Below are 20,900 nucleotides of genomic sequence, written 5' to 3' on the forward strand. Positions count from 1 at the left end.
GATCCCTCAAAGACGATGAGGTAGATAGGTTCGGGGTGGAAGCGCGGCGACGTGTGGAGCTGACGAATACTAATCGATCGAGGACTTAACCTAATAAAGTTCGGAAGAACTGCTTGAAAAGCTTCAATGTCTTGTTTATCCAGTTTTGAGCGAACAAGCTCAACAGTCCAGTGATGATGGCGAAGAGGTCACACCCGTTCCCATACCGAACACGGAAGTTAAGCTCTTCAGCGCCGATGGTAGTTGGGGGTTTCCCCCTGTGAGAGTAGGACATCGCTGGGCCAAGGCCGTTACCGATTTTAATCGGTGGCGGTTTTTTATTTTGTAAAAGAGATAAGGGTTGAAAGAATGTTGGAGAAGCACATTCTTTCAACCCTTTTTGATTTGGACAGTAAACGGATGCAACTGGACGGTATTTCACTTCATTTGGACAGTAATGATTCAAACTGGACAGTATTCAGTGGAAATTGGACAGTAAACGAGGTGAAGAACCACTTTTCCATTTTTTTCGACTGGTTGCGTTACATTTGCAAGTAAATCAATGGAATTTGCAAGTAATCGATAAAAACTTGCAAGTGTTCGACAAAAACTTGCAAGTAAACACGACAAACTTGCAAGTAAACTAAAAAGATATAGTAAGTGCCACTTTATCAGCACTCCAACCTCATTTTCAGTGATTCGCAAATATATCTTCAAACTTTCAACAAAATTCGCAAATATACTTGCTCAATTCAATAAGTAAATAAACATGCTCAATTCGCAAATAAACTTGCTCAATTTAGAAATAATCTTCTCCTCGATGAACTCAACCAACTTGCAACTACAACGTAAATCCCAGACCAGCCTTCAGTTGATCAATTTTTCTAATTCTATCGCTTTATCATACTTCATCTGTCCTTTACCTTATTAGAACACCTTACCTATTAAGTTCTTTTCGTTTCACAGCAGCGTCTATAAATGATTTGAAAAGGTGCTGTGAAGGTTCATCTCCATCCCAGGCAAATTCCTCTGGGTGCCATTGAAATCCGAATACAAAGGAATGCTCAGGGCTTTCAACGCCTTCTATGATTCCGTCCTTTGCAGTCGCTACAATTTTCAAGGAATCTGGGACTTTATTGCACGCTTGGTGGTGAAATGAATTAACTTTAAATTCATCTTCCCCGAGCAATTCGAACATCCGGCTATCTTTTTCCAACTTTACAGTATGGGCTCGGTGGGTACGCGGTGCTTTTTGTTTATGTTGTATGACTTCTTTTTCACGTTCGGTATGGATGCTTTGATATAAGGATCCCCCGTTGACAACATTAAGCATATGGAGTCCACGGCAAATACCGATATAGGGTTTATCCTGCTTTAAAAATTCTTGGACCAGAAGATACTCCATACGATCCAATCGAGGTGTAATGATGCCTAAATCGACATGTGGCTCTTGGCCATAATAGCCTGGGTCAATGTCTTCGCCGCCTGTCACAAGTAATGCATCAATTTGGTTACACATTTCTTGTATATCTTCATCCGGTATTTGTGGAATTAATACTGGGATCCCTCCTGCTTGAATGACTACTTTACTATAAATAGGTGGCAAGAAATAATTGCCCTCTCTGATTTCTGCTGTAATTCCAATTAACGGCTTCATAAAAACCTTCCTTTGTCATGTAGAATGAATTACTATACCCTCATTACCTTGAAATAGAAACTGTTTCTTCTTTCCAAAAGTTATTTCGACAAAATGATTTACTTTGTTATATATGGTTGAGAGAAAAGAAAGAATAGTGTCAGTCGGCGTTTTTACATACAGTTGATTAATGTGAAAATAAGTAGAAGGTTTGTCAGATCAACTGAACCTTTCTTCGTCGGAGCGTATAAGCGCATAACCAAAATTTTAATAACACCTTTACATATGATACCCTTATATTTTCCGTTCAACTTCTTACATATTCAACGATTGAACGGGTATAAGTAAGTAACTGCTTAGTGAAAGGAAGATTGCAGTATGTGGACAGTAATACTTATTTTTGTCATCAACATCGTGTATGTGAGTCTTTCCACATTCCGAATGATTTTGACTTTTAAAGGTTATCGCTATATTGCGGCTTTTGTCAGTATGGTCGAAGTTGTGGTATATGTAGTAGGGTTGGGACTTGTTCTTCAAAACTTAAGTGAAATCCAGAATGTCATTGCCTACGCATTAGGTTTTGGTGTTGGGATCATTGTAGGTACGAAGCTCGAGGAAAGATTGGCACTCGGTTATACGATGGTAAATGTTATTACCGTTACTGAAAACAATGAACTTGCTAACATTCTTCGTAATGACGGTTATGGTGTAACGGTTTGGGATGTCAGTGGCCGAGAGGGCGGACGCCAAGAAATGCAAATCTTGACTCCGCGTAAAGATGAAGGAAAGTTGTATGCACGCATTAAGGAAGTTGAACCGAGAGCGTTTATGATTTCGTACGAACCGAAGACGATTCATGGCGGTTTCTGGGTCAAGCGCCTCAGGAAAGGGAAACTTTATAAAGATGGCAAAAAAGACAATATGGTTTGAAGTAGGGGAGAAAGAATCGATTGACGATTGTCTCCAACGAATGGCAAAGGAAGGCTACCAGCTCGCTGGACGAAAAGAAGAGCCTTTGTTTGAAGAAGTGAACGGGGTACCTGTCCCGATTAGGCAAGTTATCAAATTTAAAGGAATAAAAGCAGATGATTAAAACACGAACAATAAAATTGTCTGAAATTAAATTGTTCGCCTTTTTCCGTTGACTCACTTACATACTCTTGTTAAAATGAGTGTGAAGATAAGAGAATCCCCATATATGCTGAAGAATTGGCATCAGCGTTTCTACCAGGGCACCGTAAATGTCCGGACTATGCGGGAAAGCAACTTACGGAATGAAAGCGAAAGGTGTGAACCGTTCATGTGTATACGTGGTTCATCCAAGAATTTTCAAATCCTTAAGTAGACTGCTTTTCATGCGTATATGAAGCAGTTTATTTAAGGATTTTTTACGTTAGGAGAGAACAATGACATGAATCCAAAAGTTGGAGTCATCATGGGTAGTACCAGTGACTGGGAAACGATGAAACATGCGTGTGAAATATTAGAGGATTTACATGTGCCTTTTGAAAAGAAAGTAGTCTCGGCTCACCGTACGCCGGACCTCATGTTCGAATATGCAGAAACGGCAAGAGTTAGAGGAATTGAAGTGATCATTGCTGGGGCAGGGGGAGCAGCCCACTTGCCAGGGATGGTTGCAGCAAAGACGACGCTTCCAGTTATAGGTGTTCCGGTACAGTCAAAGGCTTTGAATGGACTCGATTCTCTACTTTCAATTGTCCAAATGCCTGGTGGTGTACCCGTTGCGACTGTAGCCATCGGAAAGGCAGGGGCTACGAATGCTGGATTATTGGCAGCTCAAATCCTATCGATCTACGACAAGGAATTAGCAGAAAAATTGGCAGAAAGACGAGAACGGACTAAACAGACTGTGTTGGAAAGCAGTGGTGACTTAAATTGACGAAAATCATTTATCCTGGACAAACAATCGGAATTATCGGGGGCGGACAATTAGGGAGAATGATGGCGTTGGCTGCGAAAGAAGCAGGCTTTAAGATTGCTGTGCTCGACCCAACTATGGATTCACCATGCGGGCAAGTAGCAGACATCCGCATTGTAGCGAAATACGATGATGAGGCTGCCCTTGAAGAATTGGCAGAGGTAAGTGACATCATAACGTACGAATTTGAAAATATCGATGTTGACGGATTAAAACGACTTTCTGAAATCGCTTATGTGCCGCAAGGAGCAGAACTGGTCAGGATCACGCAAGACCGGATCGCTGAAAAAGAAGCGATCTCCAATGCAGGGGTGCCTGTTGCGTCGTATGTAACGGCAGAAACATTTGAAGAACTGATCACAAAAGCTAATGACATCAAATTTCCGTGCATCGTTAAAACAACACGGGGAGGCTATGACGGAAAAGGGCAGCAGTTCATTGAGTCAAAGGAAGACCTTCATTTGGCTGAGAACCTTTTTTCACATTCTGCTTGTGTGGCAGAATCGTTCGTGCCGTTTGAAAAAGAGATCTCGGTGATTGTTCAGCGCAATGGCCACGGTCATTCCATATGCTTGCCTGTAGGAGAGAACATTCATATAAATCACATTCTACATGAGACGATTGTTCCAGCAAGGATTACTCGGGACATTATGGCGAAGGCTAATGAAGCGGCAATGAAAATTGCAGATGAGTTGAACTTAGTCGGTACGTTAGCAGTCGAAATGTTCGTCCTGAAAGATGGTTCGATCATCATTAACGAATTGGCACCGAGACCGCATAATTCAGGCCATTACTCGATTGAAGCTTGTAACATTTCGCAATTCCATCAGCACATCCGGGCAGTGTGCAACTGGCCGTTAAGAAAGCCGGAACTTCATTCTCCTGTCATTATGGTGAATGTGTTAGGCCAGCATGTTGTGCCAGTAACGAATGCCATTCCGAAATATCCTGATTGGTCCATTCATCTATATGGGAAAGCTGAAGCTAAGAATAACCGGAAGATGGGACATGTGACCATACTGACAGAAGATATTGAGAAGACTTTGAACGACATTGAGGAATCCGGCATTTGGGCCGAATAGGAGGAACTTTAGATGATTGAACGTTATACACGACCTGAAATGGGTGCTATTTGGACAGACGAGAACCGCTATAATGCGTGGCTGGAAGTGGAAATCCTTGCTTGTGAAGCATGGGCAGAACTTGGAGTTATTCCGAAAGAGGATGTTGCAAAGCTTCGTGCGAATGCTTCTTTCTCAGTAGATCGCATTTTGGAAATCGAGCAAGAAACGCGCCATGACGTAGTCGCTTTCACTCGTGCGGTATCTGAAACTTTAGGCGAAGAACGGAAATGGGTGCATTACGGATTGACTTCCACTGATGTAGTCGATACGGCCCTTTCTTATCAAATTAAACAGGCGAACACAATCATCCGGAAGGACCTTCATAACTTCGTTGAAATCCTTGCGAATAAAGCAAAAGAACATAAATATACCGTTATGATGGGACGCACGCACGGGGTGCATGCTGAGCCGACGACGTTCGGTTTGAAGCTTGCGCTATGGCATGAAGAGATGAAGCGTAACGTCGAACGTTTCGAGGCTGCAGCTAAAACAATTGAAACCGGTAAAATCTCCGGAGCTGTCGGTACGTATGCCAATATCGATCCGTTTGTAGAGCAATTCGTTTGTGTAAAGCTCGGCTTGCAAGCTGCGCCAATTTCAACTCAGACGTTGCAACGTGACCGCCATGCGCAATATATGAGCACACTTGCACTGATTGCCACATCGATTGAAAAGTTCGCTACTGAAGTACGTGGACTTCAAAAGTCGGAAACTCGTGAAGTGGAAGAGTTCTTTGCGAAAGGCCAAAAGGGTTCGTCTGCAATGCCTCATAAACGGAATCCAATCGGATCCGAAAATATGACGGGAATGGCTCGCCTTGTAAGAGGCTATATGCTGACGGCTTATGAAAATGTATCACTTTGGCATGAGCGTGATATCTCGCATTCTTCAGCGGAGCGTGTCATTCTCCCGGATGCAACCATTGCACTGAACTACATGTTGAACCGCTTCGGCAACATTGTGAAGAACTTGACTGTGTTCCCGGATAACATGAAACGCAATATGGATCGTACGCTTGGACTGATTTATTCACAACGTGTGCTTTTAGCTCTGATCGATAAAGGGCTTGTACGTGAAGAAGCATATGATACAGTTCAGCCGCTTGCTATGGAAGCGTGGGAAAAACAAGTGCCTTTCCGCAGCTTAGTTGAAAACAGCGACAAGATTACAAGCCGTCTATCCAAAGAGGAATTGGATGATTGCTTCGACTATAACTATCACTTACAGCATGTAGATCTAATTTTTGAGCGTCTCGGACTAAACTGATCGGGGGAACCACCAGTGAAAAAAGGCCAGCTATTGTATGAAGGGAAAGCGAAACGGCTTTACGCTACGGACCATGAAGATATTTTATTCGTTGAATATAAAGACAGTGCAACCGCGTTTAATGGCGAGAAAAAGGCTGAGATTGACGGGAAAGGGACGTATAATAACCGCATTACGTCTCTCCTGTTTGAACGCCTGAATGAAAAGGGGATTCCCTCTCACTTTGTTGAACAGCTTTCTGATCGTGAACAGTTGGTCAGAAAGGTTGATATTATTCCGATTGAGGTAGTCACTCGTAATGTGGCGGCTGGCAGCCTTGCTAAGCGTCTTGGAATTGAAGAAGGAACTGAACTACAGCGGACCATTGTCGAATTCTACTACAAAGACGATGCACTCGGTGATCCTCTTATTACGGAAGAGCATATCGATATTCTTAATCTCGCATCAGAATCAGAGGTTAATGAGCTTTATGCTAAGGCTTTGTTAGTGAATGAAGTATTGTCTCAATTCTTCAATGAGATTGGTGTTATTTTAGTAGACTTTAAGCTTGAATTTGGCCGCGATGCAGAAGGCAATATTCTTCTTGCCGATGAAATTTCCCCAGATACATGCAGGCTTTGGGATGCTGAAACGAAACAGAAGTTAGACAAAGACGTATTCCGCAGAGACCTCGGCAGCTTGACCGAAGTATATGAAATCATCTTAAACCGCTTAGGAGGCAAAACTGTATGAAAAAAGTAAAAGTATATGTGACCCTTCGTGAAAGTGTATTAGACCCGCAAGGTACAGCATTGAAAGGGGCACTCCACACGATGGGTTACGGCGAAGTGGCGGATGTCCGGATTGGCAAATACTTAGAACTTCAAGTTGAACCTTCTGAGCGTAATTTGGATGCAGTAGTAAGAGAAATGTGTGAAAAACTATTGGCGAACGTAGTCATTGAGGATTACCGCTATGAGGTCGAGGAGGCTGTGAACCAATGAAGTTTGCAGTCATCGTATTCCCCGGCTCCAACTGTGACGTCGACATGTTCCATGCCATCAAGGACGAATTAGGGGAAGAAGTCGAGTATGTATGGCATGATGCAACAGACTTAAGCAGCTACGATGGAATCCTCATTCCAGGCGGCTTTTCATACGGCGACTATCTTCGCTGCGGAGCGATTGCCCGTTTCTCAAACATCATGGGTGAAGTGGTGAAGGCAGCAGAAGCAGGAAAGCCGGTGCTCGGCGTTTGTAATGGGTTCCAAATTTTAACCGAAGCCGGTCTTCTTCCTGGGGCCTTATTGCGCAATAAAAACTTGAAATTCATGTGCCGCACCGTTCCTTTGAAAGTGGTAAACAGTGACACCTTATTCACCAATCAATACAGCGAGGGGGAAGTACTGAACATCCCGATTGCACATGGTGAAGGCAACTACTATTGTGACGAAGAAACTCTTACTAGATTAAAAGCGAATAACCAAATCGTATTCACCTATGCAGGCGAAAATCCGAACGGCAGTGTTGAAGACATTGCAGGGATTGTCAACGAGCGGGGAAATGTACTCGGTATGATGCCTCACCCTGAAAGAGCAGTAGATGAACTATTAGGCAGCGCAGATGGTCTTGCGTTATTCAAATCGATCGTTAAACAGTGGAGGGAAGCAAACTATGTCAGTCATGCTTGAGCCAAGTCCGGAACAGATCAAAGAGCAGAAACTATATACGCAAATGGGTATGTCGGATGAAGAATTCGGAATGGTCGAGAAGATCTTAGGACGTTTGCCGAACTACACAGAAACAGGTTTGTTCTCTGTCATGTGGTCGGAGCACTGTTCCTATAAGAATTCAAAGCCGGTTCTTCGCAAGTTCCCGACGAAGGGGCCACAAGTTCTTCAAGGACCCGGAGAAGGTGCGGGAATCGTTGATATCGGTGATGGGCAGGCAGTTGTATTTAAAATGGAATCCCATAACCATCCTTCCGCTATTGAGCCTTACCAAGGGGCAGCTACAGGTGTAGGCGGGATCATCCGTGATGTGTTCTCTATGGGAGCTCGTCCAATTGCGATGTTGAACTCACTACGTTTCGGCGAGTTGGAAACTCCGCGTGTGAAGTATTTATTCGAAGAAGTAGTAGCAGGGATTGCAGGTTACGGTAACTGCATCGGAATCCCGACGGTCGGCGGTGAAGTACAATTCGACCCTTGTTATGAAGGAAATCCGCTCGTCAATGCAATGTGTGTCGGGTTAATCAACCATGAGGACATCCAAAAAGGGATTGCTTCTGGTGTAGGAAATACTGTCATGTATGTTGGTGCGAAAACTGGACGCGATGGTATTCACGGTGCGACATTCGCATCGGAAGAATTGACGGAAGCTTCTGAAGAAAAGCGTCCTGCCGTTCAAGTCGGCGACCCGTTCATGGAGAAGCTTCTTTTGGAAGCATGTCTGGAACTCGTTAAATCCGATGCACTTGTCGGTATTCAGGACATGGGAGCGGCAGGTCTCACTTCATCATCCGCAGAGATGGCGTCCAAAGCAGGTTTCGGAATCGAAATGAACCTCGACTTTGTACCGCAACGTGAAACGAATATGACTGCTTACGAGATGATGCTTTCTGAATCCCAAGAGCGTATGCTTGTGGTCGTTAAAAAAGGCCGCGAGCAAGAAGTGATCGAGCTTTTTGAAAAGTACGATTTGGATGCAGTAGCGGTTGGAGTCGTAACAGAAGATAAAATGCTTCGACTTGTTCACAAAGGAGAAGTAGTTGCAGAGGTTCCGGCTGATGCACTTGCAGAAGATGCACCTGTTTATTATAAGCCTTCAAAAGTTCCGACGTACTATGAAGAATTCCAAACGATGGCGAATGTTGAGCCGAATGTGGATGACTATAAAGAGACTTTACTGAATTTATTGAAACAGCCGACGATTGCTTCGAAAGAATGGGTGTATGATCAATACGATCACCAAGTACGGACGAATACAGTGGTGGCTCCCGGTTCGGATGCAGCCGTGCTTCGTGTCCGCGGCACGAAAAAAGGACTTGCGATGACGACGGACTGTAACTCCCGATACATTTACCTCGACCCGGAAACTGGAGGAAAGATTGCTGTTGCAGAAGCTGCGCGGAATATTGTCTGCTCGGGTGCGAAACCACTAGCCATTACAGATTGCCTGAACTTCGGTAATCCGGAGAGACCAGAAATCTTCTGGCAGATTGAGAAGTCCGCTGACGGAATTTCTGCTGCTTGTACGGCTCTAAATTCTCCGGTAATCGGAGGGAATGTTTCGCTATATAACGAACGGAGCGGTATGGCCGTGTATCCGACACCTACAATCGGTATGGTCGGCTTAGTTGAAGATCTATCACATGTAACGACCCAACAGTTTAAACACGCTGGCGATTTCATTTACCTGATAGGTGAAACGAAAACGGAATTCGGCGGAAGTGAGCTTCAAAAGATGACGGAAGGGCGGATTTTCGGGAAAGCACCGGAAATTGACCTCGACATCGAAGCGGCTCGTCAAGAATCACTATTAGCGGCTATTACAAACGGACTCGTCCAATCTGCACACGACTTGGCTGAAGGCGGTTTAGCGGTGGCGTTGGCAGAAAAGACGTTCAGCGCTGAAGGATTAGGAGCTGAAGTGACTGTATTAGGTTCACCTGTTTCATCCCTTTTCAGTGAAACGCAATCCCGTTTCTTAGTTTCTGTTCAACCGGAACACGCAGAAGCTTTTGAAGCAATAGTAAAAGATGCTGTGAAAATTGGAACTGTGACAAATGACAACAACATCACGATTTTCGGAGAACAGAACTCCGTATTGCTGAACGGTTCCGTTGAAGAGTTCCGTTCCGCTTGGAAAGGGGCGATCCCATGCTTGCTGAAGTAAAAGGACTAAATGAAGAATGTGGCGTGTTCGGTATTTGGGGACATGAAAATCCTGCACAAATTACCTATTACGGACTTCATGCTTTGCAGCATAGAGGGCAAGAAGGGGCAGGAATCATCACAACAGATGGACGTAACTTGAATGGCATTAAAGGCGAAGGCTTAGTGAATGAAGTTTTCGATGAAAACAAATTGAAGAGCTTGAAGGGGAAAGCTGCCATCGGTCATGTACGCTATGCAACAGCTGGGGGCGGAGGAGTGGAGAATGTCCAGCCCCTTCTGTTCCGTTCAACAACGGGAAGCCTGGCGGTTGCTCATAACGGCAATATCGTCAACGCCAATCATTTGAAGCATCATTTAGAGCGGAAGGGAAGCATCTTTCAGACGACTTCCGACACAGAGGTATTGGCGCATTTAATGAAACAAAGCGGGAATGGCCCGATGAAGGAACGTGCGAAAAGTGCTCTCTCTATTTTAAAGGGAGCATTCGCTTACTTGGTCCTTACTGAAGATGCGCTATTCGTAGCACTTGACCCAAATGGGCTGCGTCCACTATCAATCGGCCAGTTAGGCGATGCTTGGGTTGTTGCTTCTGAAACTTGTGCATTCGACATTATTGGAGCGGAATTTGTCCGTTCGGTTGAGCCGGGTGAGTTTCTGATCATCAACGACAAAGGAATCCAAACTGACCGTTATACACCGAAAGCGGAGCGGGCAATCTGTGCTCTTGAATATGTTTATTTTTCCCGACCGGATTCAGACATTGACGGGATTAACATCCATAGTGCTCGGAAGCGTCTCGGTAAGCAGTTGGCAAAAGAAGTTATTGTTGAGGCTGATGTCGTAACTGGCGTACCAGACTCCAGTATTTCCGCTGCCATCGGATTCTCTGAAGAGAGCGGCATTCCATACGAATTAGGGTTGATTAAAAACCGTTATGTTGGCCGTACATTTATCCAGCCGACACAGGAACTCCGTGAACGTGGTGTCAAGATGAAGCTTTCTCCTGTCCGTTCAGTTGTGAATGGCAAACGAGTTGTCATGGTCGATGATTCAATCGTCAGAGGAACAACTTCAAGACGAATCGTAACGATGCTGAAGGAAGCAGGAGCAAAAGAAGTGCATGTTGTCATCAGCTCACCACCGATGAAAAATCCTTGCTTCTATGGAATTGACGTTAGCACTGACTCTGAACTGATCGCTTCAGGGAATGAAATTGAAGAGATTCGCCAATTGATCGGTGCAGACTCCTTAACCTTCTTGTCAGAAGAGGGAATGAAAAATGCCATCGGTCGTCCGGATGATAATGAAACACGCGGCCTTTGCATGGCTTGCTTTACTGGAAACTATCCAACAGAGATCTACCCGGATACAGTTATGCCTCATGAAAAAGAGCTTGTTCATTAGGAGGGCGAAATATGTCAAAAGCATATGAAAAAGCAGGAGTTAATATTGAAGCAGGCTATGAAGCTGTCCGACGAATGAAGTCACATGTTGAACGGACAGCGCGAAAAGGGGCAATCGGTGCTCTTGGTGGTTTCGGAGGCATGTTTGACTTGTCTCAGCTCGGTTTGAAGGAACCGGTGTTGATTTCCGGAACGGATGGGGTCGGTACGAAACTGAAGTTGGCTTTCGCGGCTGACCAGCATGATTCAATCGGCGTCGACTGTGTCGCCATGTGTGTGAATGACATCGTCGCCCAAGGAGCAGAACCTCTTTTCTTCTTAGATTATATTGCGGTCGGAAAGGCAGAGCCTGCCAAGATTGAACAGATTATTAAAGGAATCGCAGATGGCTGTGTTCAGGCGGGAGCTGCACTAATCGGCGGAGAGACTGCTGAAATGCCAGGTCTATATGAGGAAGATGAATATGATTTGGCTGGTTTCGCTGTCGGTGCAGCTGAAAAGTCGAAGGTTGTGACTGGAGAAAAAGTTCAAGAAGGCGATGTCCTGATCGGTCTTTCATCCAGCGGCATTCACTCTAACGGCTATTCTTTGGTCCGGAAGATTGTATTTGAAGAAGAGCAATATGAAATGGATCAACTCGTTGCAGGTTACGAAGAGTTAGGGAAAATCGGCAAAGCCCTTTTGACTCCTACGAAAATTTACGTAAAACCTGTACTGGCAGTTCACCGAGAAGTGGACATCCATGGGATGGCGCACGTAACGGGCGGCGGATTTGAAGAGAATCTGCCACGTATGCTGCCGGAAGGACTCGGTGTTGAAGTGAAAATCGGATCCTGGCCGGTACCAACTGTATTTGCAATGTTGAAGGATAAAGGCAATCTCTCAGATTCGGATTTGTATAATGTCTTCAATATGGGAATCGGTTTCGTGATGGCATTGCCGGAATCGCACGCGCGCAGAGCCATTGAAATTGCAGCAGAGAACGGTGAGGATGCGTTTGTAATTGGCCGTGTTGTCAGTGGATCCGGTGTAGTTTATAACGGTCTGCATGACGGGAGTTTACGCAATGGAGAGAACTAACATTGCGGTATTCGCTTCGGAGAGCGGGAGTAATTTCCAAGCGCTCCATGAAGCGATCCAGTGTGGAGAACTGAATGCCCGAATCGCATTAGTTGTGACAGACAAACCTCATGCATTCGTCGTCCAACGGGCAGATAAGGCGGGGATTCCGGTCTTGGCAATAAGTCCAAAGGATTACCCTACAAAAGCGGAATACGAAGCCTTCATCACAACAGAACTGAAACGTCATGAGGTCGAATGGATTGTACTTGCTGGATATATGCGTCTAATTGGCCCGACTCTGCTGTCGGAATTCAAAGGTCAAATCCTCAATATCCATCCATCGCTGCTTCCCGCGTTTCCTGGTAAAGACGCAATTGGTCAAGCACTTTCCCACGGAGTCAAAGTGACTGGTGTAACGGTACACTATGTCGATGAAGGGATGGACACCGGCCCGATCATTGCACAACAGGCGGTTGAAGTGATTGAAGGGGACCGGGAATTGACTGAAAAAGCGATACATGAGGCAGAACATACATTATATAAAAATACATTGAACAAGTTATTCAGTAAAAGCTTAGCGAAACGATAACAAGCAGGGCGACAACTGTCGGATTGCCTTCCGGACAACCTGTCGCTCTCTGCATTTTAAGGAGGAATTGAAGTGGCAAAACGTGCGCTCATCAGTGTTTCAGATAAAACAGGCATAGCGGAATTTGCAACAGCGTTGAAAGAGTTAGGATATGAAATCCTTTCAACCGGAGGAACAAAGAAGCGCCTGATGGATAATGGAATTGAGATCACTCCGGTCGATCAAGTGACGAACTTCCCGGAAATCTTGGGTGGACGTGTGAAAACATTGAATCCGATGATCCACGGAGGGCTTTTAGCAAAACATGACGATCCTGAACACGTTGAGCAAATGGAGGAGCACGGAATACAGCCGATCGACATCGTCTGCGTAAACTTGTATCCATTCCGGGAAACCATCTCGAAGCCTGACGTAACAGTGGAAGATGCAATTGAAAACATCGATATCGGCGGTCCTGCCATGTTGCGCGCTTCTGCCAAAAACCATGCGTACGTTACCGTTCTTGTGGATGCTTCGGACTATGAAGGTGTTTTGACAGAGCTTCGAAACGAAGGGAAAACGACTTTGGAAACTCGCCGACGTCTTGCAGCAAAAGTATACCGCCACACAGCTTCTTATGATGCATTGATTTCCGGTTACTTGACTGACTTGGCTGGTGATGAGTTCCCTGAGACGATGACGTTGACGTATGAATTGAAACAGCCGCTTCGATATGGTGAAAATCCTCATCAAAAGGCTGCCTTCTATCGACGTCCTTTAGGCTCTGATTTCTCGATTGCCAACGCGGAACAATTACATGGCAAAGAGCTTTCCTATAATAATATTCAAGATGCAAATGCGGCTATCCAGATTGTAAAGGAATTCAATGGTCCGGCAGCTGTTGCTGTGAAGCATATGAATCCATGTGGAGTAGGAACTGGTTCATCCATTGCTGAAGCGTTCGATAAAGCATATGAAGCAGATCCGACTTCCATCTTCGGCGGTATTGTGGCATTGAATCGGGAAGTCGACCTTGCAACAGCGGAAAAACTTTCAGGGATTTTCCTTGAAATTATCATTGCTCCTTCATTCTCACAAGAAGCGATTGAAGCGTTGACTGTGAAGAAGAATATCCGCTTACTAACACTTCCGTTTGAACAGAACAAGAAGGACAAATGGAACACAGTTTCTGTAGAAGGGGGTCTACTCCTGCAAGAACCTGACACTTACGGAATGAAAGAAGCTGAACTCAAAGTCGTAACAGATCGTGAACCTACCGAACAGGAATGGGAAGCGTTAAAACTTGGATGGGCTGTAGTGAAACATGTAAAATCCAATGCGATTGTCCTCACGGATACACAGATGACAATCGGAGTAGGAGCGGGACAAATGAATCGTGTGGGTTCCGCAAAAATTGCAATTGAACAAGCAGGTGAGCGTGCAAAAGGTGCTGCTATGGCATCAGATGCATTCTTCCCGATGGACGACACAGTTGAAGCTGCAGCACAAGCAGGAATTACAGCCATCATCCAACCAGGCGGATCGAAGAAGGATGAAGACTCAATCCGCAAAGCGAATGAGTACGGAATTGCCATGGTATTTACGGGAATCCGCCATTTTAAACATTAAGAGGAGGAAATTCCATGAAGGTTCTCGTGATCGGAAGCGGCGGCAGAGAGCATGCTATTGCACGGCAGTTCAAGAATTCGCCATCTGTAGAGGAAGTTTACGTGGCACCAGGAAATGACGGAATGAAGGCAGACGCTGAGTGTGTCGCACTCGACGTAATGGATTTTTCCGGATTGGCTCAGTTTGCTAAGGAATATGAAATAGATCTCACATTCGTTGGGCCAGAGCAACCGCTTGCGGCTGGAATTGTTGATTTCTTTCAATTGCGCGGCCTTCGGATTTTCGGACCGACAAAAGAAGCTGCCCAGATTGAAGGCAGCAAGTCTTATGCGAAAGCCCTTATGAAGAAATATGGAATACCGACTGCAGCGTACGAAACGTTTACGGATGCCGTTAAAGCGAAAGCATATGTCAAGAAAATGGGGGCGCCAATCGTCGTTAAAGCTGACGGTCTCGCTGCGGGCAAAGGTGTCGTCGTTGCCATGACAGTAGAGGAAGCAGTTCATGCGATTGACGAGATGATTGGCAACCAGAGGTTCGGCGAGTCCTCTTCTCGGGTGGTAGTCGAGGAATTCCTTGAGGGTGAAGAGTTTTCATATATGTCTATCGTTCATGACGGACAGATTTACCCGATGGTAATCGCGCAAGACCATAAACGAGCCTATGATGGGGACAAAGGTCCAAACACAGGCGGTATGGGGGCTTACTCTCCGGTGCCTCAAATACCGGATGAAGTAATTGCGACAGCTTATGAAACCATTATCATGCCTACCGTAGAAGCTATGGCGAAGGAAGGCGCTTCATTCTCCGGCATTCTATATGCTGGGCTGATCCTCACTAAAGAAGGTCCCAAAGTCATTGAATTCAATGCGCGCTTCGGTGATCCGGAAACACAGGTGGTCCTGCCCCGGATGAAATCAGACTTCGGAGCATTCATGACAGCGCTACTTGATGGTAAGCCATATGAGTTGGAGTGGTCTGACGAAGCGGTGTTAGGCGTTGTCGTTGCTGCTAAGGGCTATCCTGGTGATGTAGTGAAAGGCTCGATTCTCCCTGATTTGACAGGAATAGAATCGAAAGGTCTGGGTGTTATACACGCTGGAACGAAGGAAGTGGAAGGTCACTTTACGGGTAATGGCGGTCGTGTCATTCTCGTATCCGCTTCGGCCGACACATTGAAGGAAGCCCAAGTAAAGGTTTACGAAGGATTGAATTCTTTCGAGTGGAAAGGATTTTTCTATCGGAACGACATCGGTTGGCGGACTTTAGAGTAAATCAACGATTATTGATGACATATCAACGATTCCCCAAAAACCAGTTAGGTTCAACCATCTAACTGGTTTTATTAATAACTGTCTAATTCCCATTCTCATGAATAGAAGAAATATCCTCAGTTGGCTGTTCCGGTGCAACGGGTTTATCTGACAAATTCAGCATGACTACTCCAATCATAATTAGAGCAATCGCAATGATTTTTGTAGCATTTATCGTTTCATTGAAATAAAAGAAACCAATAACACTGATCAGCACGATTCCTAATCCAGACCAGATCGCATAAGCCGTAGAAACCTCGATTGCTTTTAAGGACAAGGTAAGAAAACTGAAACAGAGGATATAGAAAACACCCATTAAAATACTGGGCGTCAATCTTGTAAATCCTTCTGAGAGTTTCATACTTGTAGTCCCAGCCACCTCAAAAACGATCGCGAGAAAAAGATAGAACCAATGCATACGATCACCCTTCCGACATCATAATTCCCCTTTTTAGTATAAACTGAACATTTATCGAATAGGTAACGTATATATTAGCAAAGGGGAGTGAGTTTATGATTCAGTTCTTAGCTATAAGGACCATTGCTATCATTTTGGGGTTAAGTTCAATGGTTGTAGCATTGTTCGTATTCGCTATTGATTTGGTGAGTTCTCTAAATAACACCGATCCTACAAATGACTATTTAATATTAGGATTAATCATTCTGATTTTCGGCAGCGGAGCGGTTACAATGGCGAGCCCATATCTCATGTCTAAAAGGCAATTCAAGAAGTATTTTATACCTACCTGCATTCTATTAGGAAGCGCATATTTGATCGTGTTTATTAGCTCAAGAGGAGCGCTCAATTTATATTTCGAACTTTTGCTAATGGTAATGGCCATTCTCTATTACGCTTTAGCTTATTTAGGATATAAATATCCTGTCGAAGCGTAGTATTTCCTGGGAAATAAAATAGAGATTTTCCGACAAAATCTTTCCTAATAGCTATCGCTGGAGTAAAATTAGTTCATATTTTGTTGAGGAAGTGAACCGGTTTGTTGTCAGTGAGAGAAGCCACCTTAGAAGATTTGCCGGAAATGCTCGCGATTTACAATGATGCCATACTGCATTTAACGGCAACATTTGACTTGGAAGAGCAATCGATCGAGGATCGAAAAAAATGGTTTTTAGCACATGGAGGAAGGAATCCTCTTATTGTCGCAGAAATAGATGGTGTTGTTGCAGGCTATGCCAGCCTTAGCCCTTTTCGGGATAAAGAGGCGTATAAAGATACGACGGAAATCTCAATTTACATTTCAAAGGACCATCGTGGTCTTGGTATTGGGAAAAGGTTGATGGAAGAGATCTTAAGCCAAGCTGCTGACTTGAACTATCATGTCATTATCGCAGGAATCACGACAGGAAATGAAGGAAGTGTCCATCTTCACGTAAAATATGGATTCGAATTTATCGGTCGTTTTAAAGAAGTTGGATATAAATTCGGAGAATGGCAAAGTGTGGACTTTTACCAGTTGATATTACGTTAAAGCAAAAGGCTCGCTGATCGCGAGCCTTTTCTAATATGTCATGCCTGTACTTTTTAATGAAACTTTGATATTAAGGTCAATATTTAGATGGCGATAGGCTTGTTGCCATTGCTTATAATCAATGTTTTGATGTAACCGTGAAGATCTATATTTTAGTCCAAGGCCAAGTGGGTCGGCACCCTCTTCGGAAATTTTTTTAAGGAATTTTGTTAGATCTTCTTTTAGTTCTTCTTCTGCCATCCGATCAACTTCAGGTAATTCTTTTCCACGTATAGTGCTTCCAGATTCAATAATTGTGCCAATCATACTAAGGTCTACGATGACAGTCGCTTTTCCACTTTCGTTATATCGAATTTTCAACTTTGTTTTATATTTATCAATCGAAGCTAATGCTGAGAAGTTTGAACCGTCTTGTATTGTAATATCAGTCTTCGTAGCAAAATTCAGCAAAATATTAAAAATCTTTGTTTCCTCTGGACTTAGTTCGACTCTTTCTCCCTTTTTTACTAAAATGAGTGATTTGTCGATCTTATAATTTGATTCTTTTTGATCAAAGACAATGATTGGAAGTACAGGATGCACTCCTTTTTCCAAGTAAGTTCGTCTAAATTCAAAAAGGTTCGTGGTCACGATATAGGGGCTAAGTGTTCCAGTTGCGTCAAAGAAATTATAAAGGGAAGGATAAGTGGCAGATTCTGTAGCCGACTGCGCCATCAGAATCTCTTCAGCTGAAGGCCTGCCTACCGCTACCCATGAAATCAGCTGGATATCAGCTCTCCGCATAAGGTAATCAGCCATTTCCTTTAGGTCTTTTTCTAATATGTCTTCACCAAAAAGAATAATTTTACTATGGCCAAGCTCTAACTTTTTCTCACTTTCCGCTTCCATTAAACGGATAGCATCACCGATCGTTTTTCCTTCCTTCGTGATAAATGCATATTGCGGCTCAGACTGTTGTTTAAAAGAACTGGTTGGAACGAATAATTTCAAAGTGACTTTATATGGTTTATCCTCGTGATCGGAACGGTCAATCCCAATTGCCGAAACGAATGCATTTTTATCAATATCTTTAAAGCCGCATGAAGTGAGGAGTGGGATCAAGACAAAAAGAATGAAGAAGAATGGTTTAATTCTCAGTTTCCTTAACAATCTTTAACCTCCTCTTAACCCACCAAAATAGAATCCAAGTACCAAAAAATTGTATTGCAAGCAGTTCATAAAACTTTTCGGTAGAAATGAATAATTGATATTCAGTCAAATAAATCGTGAGTAAGGCACTCACTACGCCAAATATAGATACTACACAGAAATGCATCGCAGGGAATGACTTAATCCGATAACGATCGAAATCGAACGTGCTTTTAAGTAATTCCAGGCTGACGTGCCAATGAATTAGAATACTAATGAATGAAATGGCCAAATAAAAGAGTAAGAAGATGAACAATATCCGTTCAATTATGCCGTATTCCATTCTGAGTGAATCACTCGTTGCGATCCAAGGATAGACGAGGGATTCGATTCCCTTAAATCCATTAAATCCAATAGGGATAAAGTAAGTGATCATTAAAATTACAATTGCTGAACCTACAACCGTTATCAATTGTTTAAAACCAAATTGCTGCTGTGTCGTAAAGAATCGATTGAAGATTACTAAGTTAGATACACCATAAAACGTGAAGCTGGCTGCAGCAAAGGCTGCAAAGCTGGGAGTATGATTAACATAAGTAACTGCGATTTTGGCATAGTCCCAATTGATTTTGTCAGAAGTAATGGCTTTCAAGATGATAAAGAATACTAATGGGAAGAAAAACGCAAGGATCATTTCAACTGAATAGAAAATACGATTGGTTTTCATCAGGATACCTACACAAAGAAATATCAAGAAATTGAAAACGATCAAAATCAGCGACATATCCGGCGTTAAAAAACGGATTAGTAAAAATGCAAATGTAATCAAGGTGATCAGACCTGATAGAAACCATAGAATTGAGTAATACACTAACAATGTATTAGTCAACCAATTAGGCATAACTTGTCTAAGCAATTCCGGGAGACCTTTCCCTGGAAATGAAATATAAAATCGGGTGTGGACCCAAACGACGATCGCCCCGAAGACGATGGATAATAATATTGCTGAAAGTGCCCCTTTTCCAGTGTAGTGAAGGAGAATGGAAGGAACAGAGGCGACAATGTTCACTACAAGATTAACAAATACCAAATAGTAATAAAATCGGCTCATGTTTGATTCAACTCTCTTTCCGCTTTCGGTAATTGTAGAAGCGGAGATAAGGTTCACCAAAACTATTTAAATTGGTCATGTAGAGAATTAGACCTAAAAATGAAAGCATCAGGCCTTCCAATCCGAATAGGCTTGCAAATAGTAGTAAGACCAGCCGGACAATGCGCATTGCGAAGGACATTTCATTCATGGGGATGACAAAGGTTGAAATAGCCACCGCCGAAACGAGAATAATCATAATATTTGATGCCAGGGCAGCTTCCGTTGCAGCTGTTCCTAAAACAAGGCCACCGACCGTAGTAGCAGTGGCACTTACAGCTTTAGGTAAACGGATACTCGCTTCAAGTAATAATTCCATGAAAAATAACATCAAGAGCACCTCCACAAAGGAAGGGTAGGGGACACCTGTCCGACTTCCGGCAATGGTCAGCGCGAGCTCTGTCCGGAAAACTTCAGGGCTATAAGAAGTGGTACCAACATAGAGGCCAGGCAAAAGGATACAAGTTAATAATCCGAGATACCGGAGCAACTTAACAAACTGGACAATCCAAAACGAATGGTAATTGTCCTCCATAGAGGTCATAAAATCGAAAAAAACAGTTGGACCGATAATCGCATGTGGAGTTCCATCCATCACAATCGCCACTTTTCCACCGGCAATATTATAAATGATCCGGTCTGTCCGTTCTGTCAACAATAGCAAGGGGAAGAGGGCAAATTTACTATTATTCATGAAATTCAATAATTGATCGGATGTTTGGATTAACTGTTTATCGTTCTTTGATATTTTTTCTTTCATTCTCTTCAGAACTTCTTCATTGACCTTTTCCTTGTCGTAAATGATGGCAAGTTTCATATGATTCAACATGCCGGCAGACAAGTGCTCAACCATCAAAGAAGCGTTGTGATAGTTATGACGAAGGACGTTGATGTTGGTAGATAAGTTTTCGCTCAACCCCAACTGTGAACCATGAATCGTGGATTCGAGTTTATTGTCCTGAACGTCAGCATTATGTACTTTTGGCAGTTCTAAGAGAAAAAGTTCATTCCCGATGACGGTAAGTACATTCCCACTTGTAAGTGCAACAATAAGCTGCTCTTTAGAAGGAACTGTTTTTGTTTGAATGAGCGATTGAATATATGCCTTAAAGTGTTGTTCAGTAGGCATTTCAAAAAATGGTTTGATTATACTCTTTTGAATGGCTTCCGAATCCACTTGTGTGACAACGTAAAACATGAGAGCAAGTTTGTGATCTATTTCTAAAGTTTTCTGAGTGAAGTCTTTAGAGTCTTTAAACTGCTCTTTGACCCACGAAATGATTTCTTTAGACAAGTAATTCACCTCATTGCGTATAGTAGGGATGCCATCTCCATGTTG

At 43.6% G+C, this 20,900-nt stretch carries 21 protein-coding genes, 2 rRNA genes and 1 riboswitch; of the genes, 18 read left to right on the forward strand and 5 right to left on the reverse strand.

Features of this window, described 5'->3' with window-relative positions; translation table 11 throughout:
* Both ACFOZY_RS06135 and rrf read left to right on the forward strand, forming a co-directional pair.
* Positions 1-93, forward strand: a 23S ribosomal RNA gene (locus ACFOZY_RS06135); the annotation flags it as partial.
* Positions 94-166: 73 nt separating this feature from the next.
* Positions 167-282: ribosomal RNA gene (gene rrf, locus ACFOZY_RS06140) — 5S ribosomal RNA — on the forward strand.
* A 634-nt stretch (positions 283-916) separates the two neighbouring features.
* On the opposite strand, the gene ACFOZY_RS06145 is transcribed toward rrf, so the two are convergent.
* Complete coding sequence (locus ACFOZY_RS06145; RefSeq protein WP_378153397.1) at positions 917-1,636, reverse strand: gamma-glutamyl-gamma-aminobutyrate hydrolase family protein; 720 nt, start codon at positions 1,634-1,636, stop codon at positions 917-919.
* 357 nt (positions 1,637-1,993) lie between these two features.
* Between ACFOZY_RS06145 and ACFOZY_RS06150 the strand changes: the two genes are divergently transcribed.
* The 14 genes from ACFOZY_RS06150 to purD all read left to right on the forward strand — a co-directional run bounded on the left by ACFOZY_RS06150 (position 1,994) and on the right by purD (position 15,757).
* Positions 1,994-2,545: a DUF2179 domain-containing protein gene (locus tag ACFOZY_RS06150; protein WP_378153399.1), complete on the forward strand. Its 552-nt coding sequence runs from the start codon at positions 1,994-1,996 to the stop codon at positions 2,543-2,545.
* Positions 2,520-2,708, forward strand: a complete 189-nt coding sequence (locus tag ACFOZY_RS06155; RefSeq protein WP_378153401.1) for an NETI motif-containing protein — start codon at positions 2,520-2,522, stop codon at positions 2,706-2,708. Before ACFOZY_RS06150 ends, ACFOZY_RS06155 begins: the two co-directional genes overlap by 26 nt.
* A 79-nt stretch (positions 2,709-2,787) precedes the next feature.
* Positions 2,788-2,888: riboswitch (purine riboswitch) on the forward strand.
* 138 nt (positions 2,889-3,026) lie between these two features.
* Positions 3,027-3,515: a 5-(carboxyamino)imidazole ribonucleotide mutase gene (gene purE / locus ACFOZY_RS06160; protein ID WP_378153403.1), complete on the forward strand. Its 489-nt coding sequence runs from the start codon at positions 3,027-3,029 to the stop codon at positions 3,513-3,515.
* A complete protein-coding gene (gene purK, locus ACFOZY_RS06165; RefSeq protein ID WP_378153405.1) occupies positions 3,512-4,636 on the forward strand; it encodes a 5-(carboxyamino)imidazole ribonucleotide synthase in 1,125 nt (374 codons plus the stop codon). Before purE ends, purK begins: the two co-directional genes overlap by 4 nt.
* A 12-nt stretch (positions 4,637-4,648) precedes the next feature.
* On the forward strand, positions 4,649-5,944 hold the full coding sequence (gene purB, locus ACFOZY_RS06170) for an adenylosuccinate lyase (RefSeq protein WP_378153407.1): 1,296 nt from the start codon (positions 4,649-4,651) through the stop codon (positions 5,942-5,944).
* Positions 5,945-5,959: 15 nt separating this feature from the next.
* On the forward strand, positions 5,960-6,676 hold the full coding sequence (purC, locus tag ACFOZY_RS06175) for a phosphoribosylaminoimidazolesuccinocarboxamide synthase (protein ID WP_378153409.1): 717 nt from the start codon (positions 5,960-5,962) through the stop codon (positions 6,674-6,676).
* On the forward strand, positions 6,673-6,927 hold the full coding sequence (gene purS, locus ACFOZY_RS06180) for a phosphoribosylformylglycinamidine synthase subunit PurS (RefSeq protein ID WP_378153411.1): 255 nt from the start codon (positions 6,673-6,675) through the stop codon (positions 6,925-6,927). Before purC ends, purS begins: the two co-directional genes overlap by 4 nt.
* Positions 6,924-7,613, forward strand: a complete 690-nt coding sequence (gene purQ / locus ACFOZY_RS06185; protein ID WP_378153413.1) for a phosphoribosylformylglycinamidine synthase subunit PurQ — start codon at positions 6,924-6,926, stop codon at positions 7,611-7,613. The genes purS and purQ overlap by 4 nt, the downstream gene beginning before the upstream one ends.
* A complete protein-coding gene (gene purL / locus ACFOZY_RS06190) occupies positions 7,597-9,819 on the forward strand; it encodes a phosphoribosylformylglycinamidine synthase subunit PurL (RefSeq protein ID WP_378153415.1) in 2,223 nt (740 codons plus the stop codon). Before purQ ends, purL begins: the two co-directional genes overlap by 17 nt.
* The gene (purF, locus tag ACFOZY_RS06195) at positions 9,804-11,225 is read left to right on the forward strand and encodes an amidophosphoribosyltransferase (protein ID WP_378153417.1); all 1,422 of its coding nucleotides are present in this window, start codon (positions 9,804-9,806) and stop codon (positions 11,223-11,225) included. Before purL ends, purF begins: the two co-directional genes overlap by 16 nt.
* An 11-nt stretch (positions 11,226-11,236) precedes the next feature.
* Positions 11,237-12,304 carry a phosphoribosylformylglycinamidine cyclo-ligase gene (gene purM / locus ACFOZY_RS06200; protein ID WP_378153419.1) on the forward strand — a complete coding sequence of 356 codons (1,068 nt, stop codon included), beginning with the start codon at positions 11,237-11,239 and terminating at the stop codon, positions 12,302-12,304.
* Entirely contained in the window at positions 12,291-12,875 is a 585-nt protein-coding gene (gene purN / locus ACFOZY_RS06205; RefSeq protein ID WP_378153421.1) for a phosphoribosylglycinamide formyltransferase, read from the forward strand. Before purM ends, purN begins: the two co-directional genes overlap by 14 nt.
* Before the next feature lie 72 nt (positions 12,876-12,947).
* A complete protein-coding gene (purH, locus tag ACFOZY_RS06210; protein WP_378153423.1) occupies positions 12,948-14,483 on the forward strand; it encodes a bifunctional phosphoribosylaminoimidazolecarboxamide formyltransferase/IMP cyclohydrolase in 1,536 nt (511 codons plus the stop codon).
* Positions 14,484-14,497: 14 nt separating this feature from the next.
* The gene (gene purD / locus ACFOZY_RS06215) at positions 14,498-15,757 is read left to right on the forward strand and encodes a phosphoribosylamine--glycine ligase (RefSeq protein ID WP_378153425.1); all 1,260 of its coding nucleotides are present in this window, start codon (positions 14,498-14,500) and stop codon (positions 15,755-15,757) included.
* Positions 15,758-15,839: 82 nt separating this feature from the next.
* Here purD and ACFOZY_RS06220 read toward each other — a convergent pair whose 3' ends face one another.
* A complete protein-coding gene (locus ACFOZY_RS06220; RefSeq protein ID WP_378153427.1) occupies positions 15,840-16,214 on the reverse strand; it encodes a DMT family transporter in 375 nt (124 codons plus the stop codon).
* A gap of 95 nt (positions 16,215-16,309) precedes the next feature.
* On the opposite strand from ACFOZY_RS06220, the gene ACFOZY_RS06225 reads away from it, so the two are divergent.
* Both ACFOZY_RS06225 and ACFOZY_RS06230 read left to right on the forward strand, forming a co-directional pair.
* The gene (locus tag ACFOZY_RS06225) at positions 16,310-16,690 is read left to right on the forward strand and encodes a hypothetical protein (protein ID WP_378153429.1); all 381 of its coding nucleotides are present in this window, start codon (positions 16,310-16,312) and stop codon (positions 16,688-16,690) included.
* Between the two features lie 110 nt (positions 16,691-16,800).
* On the forward strand, positions 16,801-17,283 hold the full coding sequence (locus tag ACFOZY_RS06230; RefSeq protein ID WP_378153786.1) for a GNAT family N-acetyltransferase: 483 nt from the start codon (positions 16,801-16,803) through the stop codon (positions 17,281-17,283).
* A gap of 30 nt (positions 17,284-17,313) precedes the next feature.
* On the opposite strand, the gene ACFOZY_RS06235 is transcribed toward ACFOZY_RS06230, so the two are convergent.
* Genes ACFOZY_RS06235 through ACFOZY_RS06245 form a run of 3 tightly spaced genes read right to left on the reverse strand, consistent with a single transcriptional unit; the run spans position 17,314 to position 20,855 of the window.
* The gene (locus ACFOZY_RS06235) at positions 17,314-18,432 is read right to left on the reverse strand and encodes a Ger(x)C family spore germination protein (protein ID WP_378153431.1); all 1,119 of its coding nucleotides are present in this window, start codon (positions 18,430-18,432) and stop codon (positions 17,314-17,316) included.
* Complete coding sequence (locus ACFOZY_RS06240; RefSeq protein ID WP_378153433.1) at positions 18,410-19,522, reverse strand: GerAB/ArcD/ProY family transporter; 1,113 nt, start codon at positions 19,520-19,522, stop codon at positions 18,410-18,412. The genes ACFOZY_RS06235 and ACFOZY_RS06240 overlap by 23 nt, the downstream gene beginning before the upstream one ends.
* A gap of 7 nt (positions 19,523-19,529) precedes the next feature.
* Positions 19,530-20,855 (reverse strand): spore germination protein, encoded by a 1,326-nt coding sequence (locus ACFOZY_RS06245; protein ID WP_378153435.1) that lies wholly within the window; start codon positions 20,853-20,855, stop codon positions 19,530-19,532.
* Positions 20,856-20,900 lie beyond the last annotated feature (45 nt).

The sequence above is a fragment of the Chungangia koreensis genome, assembly GCF_042651785.1.
In the GTDB taxonomy this organism is placed as follows: domain Bacteria; phylum Bacillota; class Bacilli; order Bacillales_A; family Planococcaceae; genus Chungangia; species Chungangia koreensis.